The 5,627-nt window shown below is 38.2% G+C and carries 6 protein-coding genes; all 6 read right to left on the reverse strand.

Annotated elements, in window-relative coordinates; genetic code table 11:
• On the reverse strand, positions 1-1,506 hold a 1,506-nt coding region (locus tag Q0486_RS01980; protein ID WP_299229974.1), incomplete at its 3' end, for a hypothetical protein.
• An 81-nt stretch (positions 1,507-1,587) separates the two neighbouring features.
• The gene (locus Q0486_RS01985) at positions 1,588-1,809 is read right to left on the reverse strand and encodes a hypothetical protein (protein ID WP_204405154.1); all 222 of its coding nucleotides are present in this window, start codon (positions 1,807-1,809) and stop codon (positions 1,588-1,590) included.
• Positions 1,806-2,279, reverse strand: a complete 474-nt coding sequence (locus Q0486_RS01990) for a DUF3990 domain-containing protein (RefSeq protein ID WP_204405155.1) — start codon at positions 2,277-2,279, stop codon at positions 1,806-1,808. Before Q0486_RS01990 ends, Q0486_RS01985 begins: the two co-directional genes overlap by 4 nt.
• Complete coding sequence (locus Q0486_RS01995; RefSeq protein WP_287679821.1) at positions 2,276-2,500, reverse strand: DUF3791 domain-containing protein; 225 nt, start codon at positions 2,498-2,500, stop codon at positions 2,276-2,278. Before Q0486_RS01995 ends, Q0486_RS01990 begins: the two co-directional genes overlap by 4 nt.
• A 147-nt stretch (positions 2,501-2,647) precedes the next feature.
• Positions 2,648-4,492, reverse strand: a complete 1,845-nt coding sequence (locus Q0486_RS02000; RefSeq protein ID WP_299229983.1) for a hypothetical protein — start codon at positions 4,490-4,492, stop codon at positions 2,648-2,650.
• Positions 4,493-4,511: 19 nt separating this feature from the next.
• On the reverse strand, positions 4,512-5,360 hold the full coding sequence (gene lgt / locus Q0486_RS02005; RefSeq protein WP_299229985.1) for a prolipoprotein diacylglyceryl transferase: 849 nt from the start codon (positions 5,358-5,360) through the stop codon (positions 4,512-4,514).
• Positions 5,361-5,627: the final 267 nt, after the last annotated feature.

The raw sequence follows: 5,627 nt of genomic DNA on the forward strand, positions 1-5,627 counted from the left end.
ACGCTGCTTCAGGTTAAGGTTCTCTTCTGATATGCTACGGAACTTCTCAGTATCATAGCGGGCCTTGTCAAGCTTAGAGGTATATTCGGCAATATGCTGTTGCAGAGTGGCTATATTTTCAGACAGCCTGCTATTCTCTGACTGAAGACTGTCTATCTGTTCACGGTATGATTCTATCTCTTCAGCATTAACTTCCTGACCTGCTATCTGCTCCTGCAGTTCCTCCATATAGCGGTTGTTCTGCATGAGACGTGTCTCATATTCATGCAGTTGAAGCATGTAGTCCTGTAGCTGTTCCGACTGTTTGCGGATGGTAGTTTCCTTACGGACAAGACGTTTCTGATATAGATATGCTACGACAGCTATAACCACAATCAGGCATATCGTGATGATGAACAGCATACGCTGTGCATCTGCCTTCTCCAGCTTCAGACGCTGCTGTTCGGTGATGAGTTTCTGGTGGTCGTACTTCTCCTTATAGGCTATGATTTCCTTGCCTTTGTCAAGGGCTATGATAGAATCGTTGTAAAAAAGAAGTGAATCGCAATAGGTCTTCAGGTATTTACGGTATTTGGGAGTATCACCAAGCTTATATAAATAGTTATATATAGAAGCTTTTGAATAAATATTGTCAGTATTCAATGCTTTGTTCAAATAATAATAAGCAGAATCAGACTTACCTAAATGGTAATAATTCTTGCCTATTAGCGAGTATGAAAGATTATTTACAGGATATGATAATAAAATATTCAAGGATTTCTCATATTCATGACTATTAATATATACCAAAGCTATTTCATGCAGTATGTTATAATAATGTTTTGATTTTTTATATCCAAGCTCTATAGATATGGTACAACATTCATTATATGTTTCTATCGCTTTAGGCAATCTATTCATGATACTATAGCACCTAGCCAAGTACTTCAATGCCCCCATTTGGTATCTTTTATTAGAATCCTCTACTGCATAATTATAAGCCTTCGTACATGCTTCAAGTGCATAATCAGAAAAATCACGATATAAATACAGTTTCCCTAATGAAGACATTATCAGATATCCGGTCTTATAATCATTAGTTTTTTCCACCTCTGTTTTACCTTCCAGATAATACTTCATGGCTTCCTCTATATTGCCAAGGTCATAATTGACATCACCCATGTAAAGAGCAGACATCGCCTTTCTTCGGGCATTGTTTGTCGGTTTGTAATAATCGTATGCTATCCTAACAAGGGAATCAGAAGGAATTTTCATCACCTGTTTATACTGCGCCTGAGTAACCAGCAGACACCACAGCGCATGGTTCTCCTTATCCCAGCGTGCTGAAGGCATCGGCATGTCCTCCAGGATATGAAGCGCACTGTCCGGGTGGTCAAACATCACGGATTCAGCATGAACCAATTCCGGAAGAGGAGTTTTCGCCTTGCCGTTTCCGCTGCATTGGATATTTAAAAGGGCTGTAAAAGCAATCAAAATGTACAGAATATAGTGGGTTATCTTTCTCATTTTACAAAAATTTCCTGCAAAAATAAAAATATTCCAGCACTATACACATTAGTGTGCACATTTTATAGGCCTCATATACCGTCATTCGAACTTACCTTTCGTCAGTTCCTCTTTCAGAAAAGCGAATACATAGTAGTAGCTTTGATAATAGAAATGCGTCCGTTCATCTATTACTTTCCGATATGTTTCCGAATTGAATACCGTGGCAAGTGCCTCTTCCATTGTCATTTCTCTGTTCTGTTCAGTCAGCAGTACGGCAAGGTTCTTTACCATATCCGCCATCATTTCCGTTTTCTCGTTCATATCCTTTTCAACAGTTTAATTGCACGCTCAGTACCGAAGAAATATTGGAAAGTTACACCTTTCATATATTGTAAGTTGCGCACAAGAGTGGGAAGGTCTATCGAACGGTTCTCATATCGCCACAACTGCACGCCTACCCGATCATTGGCTATAGGACCAATTACCACATCATATTCATGTACAGGTTTTTCGGTCGGATTGTTTCGATTTAGAAGGATAAATTTCGCCCATTCCTCAGAATAACCTTCAAAACGGAGTACATTCAGGTCATTCAAGACATCGTCCTCTATAAGATAGCTTTGTACAATTGGGCTGCCAATCTCCAACTGTTCAACTTTAACTTGCGCCATGTTCAAAGCCTGCTCATAGTCAGCAGATAGATAGAATCCACGTCCGAAATCTTTGTTCGGTTTCGATTTCAGCAAATCTATTCTATCAAAATCCTTGTTTGTTCCATGATAAAGTTTCATACCAACGCTCCTCCATGACGATGACAATATTCCGCGATATCATCCACCATTGAGGCAAACGACTGTGTATGTACATATCCGTAGTTGCGGTCAATGAAATCTATTCCTTTGTAGCGACTCAGGTAGTTAAAAGCCTGTTTCATCGTCAGTCCGTACTTGCGCCCGAACTCAAGGATGAAGATAACCGTCCATTCCAGTTTGTCCTTTATATTATATTCCATTGTGAAAATCTTTAGACCCTATATGCAAAGTTAGCAAAAACCATTATAAATCTGCATGAAAAGCAAGAGAATTATTACACGTTAAAGGAATATACTTATTCACTCCTGTCTTAGTCAACGAAACGTCCGTTTCGAAATTTGTATTTTTCAGAACTCTGCCAACCATCTGTCAAGTGTCATTTCTTCAGGAAGACCTCCTTCCAACGAATCACCCAAATGCTTCTTCAGACGGAACTTCTTTTGAGATACAGAAGAGACACTTACACCGAATATCTCCGACATCTGGGTGTTGCTGAAACGGAGCTTGATTAAGATACAAAGATGAAGTTCCTGCTTAGTCAATGTCGGGCAGATACCCTGAAGACGGCTCACGAAATTGCCGTACGTACTTTCACACATTTGTTCCAGAGTCTCCCATTCAATATCATCAAGAACACGGCATTTCTCTCTAAGTTCCTTCACAAGGCTGTCATTATCTACAACATAGTCGGCAAGCATACGCTCACGCTGCTTCAGGTTAAGGTTCTCTTCTGATATGCTACGGAACTTCTCAGTATCACGGCGGGCCTTGTCAAGCTTAGAAGTATATTCGGCAATGTGGTTTTGCAGGGTGGCTATATTTTCAGACAGCCTGCCATTCTCAGACTGAAGACTGTCTATCTGTTCACGGTATGAATCTATATCTTCAGCATTAACTTCCTGACCCGCTATCTGATCCTGCAGCTCATCCATATAACGGTTGTTCTGCATGAGCCGTGTCTCGTATTCGTGAAGTTGAAGCATGTAGTCCTGCAGTTGTTCGGACTGTTTGCGGATAGTCGTTTCCTTACGGACAAGACGCTTCTGGTAAAAATATGCTACAACAGCTATAACCACAATAAGGCATATCGTGATGATGAACAGCATACGCTGCGCATCTGCCTTCTCCAGCTTCAGACGCTGCTGCTCAGTGATAAGTTTCTGGTGATCGTACTTCTCTTTGTAGGCGATGATTTCCTTGCCTTTATCAATAGCTATGATAGAATCGTTGTAAAAAAGAAGAGAATCGCAATAGGTCTTCAGGTATTTACGGTATTGGGGAATATCCCCCAATTTATACAAGTACTCGTATGCAGACACCTTTGTATAAATATTATAAGTATTCAAAGCTTTATTTAAAAAAATATAAGCAGAATCCTGTTGTCCCAAAAGGTAGTAGTTCTTTCCCGTCAATAAAGCTGGCTGGTATTTGATTGGAAAGCTTTTTATAATCTCTAAAGACTTTTCGATATCACCTTTATTCTTATATACTAAGGCTATTTCGCTCTGTATGTCATAATAATAATTTTCAAGTCCAAGTTCTAAAGTCAGCTCACTACATTTATGATATGTATCTATAGCCTTCGGCAATGAATCCGAAATGCAATAACATCTGGCCAGAAATTTAAGAGAAGCTAACTGATAACGCTTGTTGGAATCTTTCACAGCATAATCGTATGCCTTCCTGCAGGCTTCCAAAGCATAGGCAGCTAAATCACGATATAAATATAACTTACATAATGAGATCATGACCAGATAACCAGTTTTGTAGTCATCCGTTTTTTCTACTTCCGTTTTACCTTCCAGATAATACTGCAAGGCTTCCTCTATATTCCTTAATTCATAATTTATATCACCCATATAAAGTGCAGACATAGCCTTTCTACGGGCATTATCGGTATGTTTGTAATAATCGTATGCAATTCTCACAAGTGAATCTGAAGGGATTTTCATCATCAGTTTGTACTGCGCCTGTGTCAACAACAGACACCACAGCGCATGGTTCTCCTTGTCCCTACGTACTGAAGGCATCGGCATTGTCTCCAGAATATGAAGCGCACTGTCAGGGTAATCAAACATCACGGATTCAGCATGAACCAGTTCCGGAAGCGGCGATTTCTTCTTACCGTTTCCGCTGCATTGAATATTCAAAATGGCTGTACAAGCTATCAGAATATATAATAATATGGACATAAATATCCGAAGACGATTCCTATCTGTTACCTTTTTTACGAACATTTACAATATTCTTTATCACCAATATAATACCAATTAAAATAAAAGGAACACTCAATAATTGCCCCATATTGAAAGACAAAGAATCTTCGAAACTTTTTTGATTTTCTTTAGTGAATTCTAAAATGAAGCGCATGAGAAAAATAGCAAAAATACTCAAGCCAAAATAGAAATAGCTTCCGATTTTAAACAAATGTCCTTTATATTTGTACAAAAAATAAGCAACCAGAAAAATAAGAAAGTAACTTATTGACTCATAGAGCTGTGACGGATGTCTTGGCAAATCGTCAACTTGCCTGAATATAAAAGCCCAAGGCAAATTTGTAGGACGTCCTATTATTTCAGAATTCATTAAATTTGAAATTCTGATAAAAGCTCCGCCTAATGGAGCCAGGATAGCTATGATATCTATAATCTTAGAGAACGGTATGTGTACTTTTCGTGAGTATAATAACATGGAAATAAACAAACCAATCGCCCCACCATGGCTTGCCAACCCTTTGTATCCTATAAACTCGTAAACTCCTTTAGCATTTTCCCTGAATGGAATGAATATTTCAATTATATGAGATGAAAAATATTCAAAATCATAAAACAGGCAGTGTCCTAGTCTTGCTCCTCCGAAAATACCAATAACTGCGTATATAAAAAGTTTCTCCATCGCATCAGGAGTATAAATCTTCTCCTTCTTATATATATGACCAATTATGTAGTAACATAATACAAGTCCTGTCACAAAAATCAAACCATAATATTGAATCTTTACTTGACCAATGCTAAATATTACAGGATCAATATCCCAATTTATGTATAACAAGCTATTCATTTTTTAATTATTATTTAATAGAAAACAATATGCAAATATATGTAATCCACAGTGTAACACAAAGCTGTAGCAAAGGAAGATTTTATTTATTACTGAAATTATCAGAATCAAATATTATATCAAAGAATAGAAAAACAACAAATCTGTATCTTCATAACTCCGCCACCCACCTGTCAAGTGTCATATCTTCAGGAAGACCGCCTTCCAACGAATCACTCAAATGCTTCTTCAGACGGAACTTCTTCTGGGATACGGAAGAGACACTTA

This window comes from uncultured Bacteroides sp. (assembly GCF_937912035.1).
Lineage (GTDB): Bacteria > Bacteroidota > Bacteroidia > Bacteroidales > Bacteroidaceae > Phocaeicola.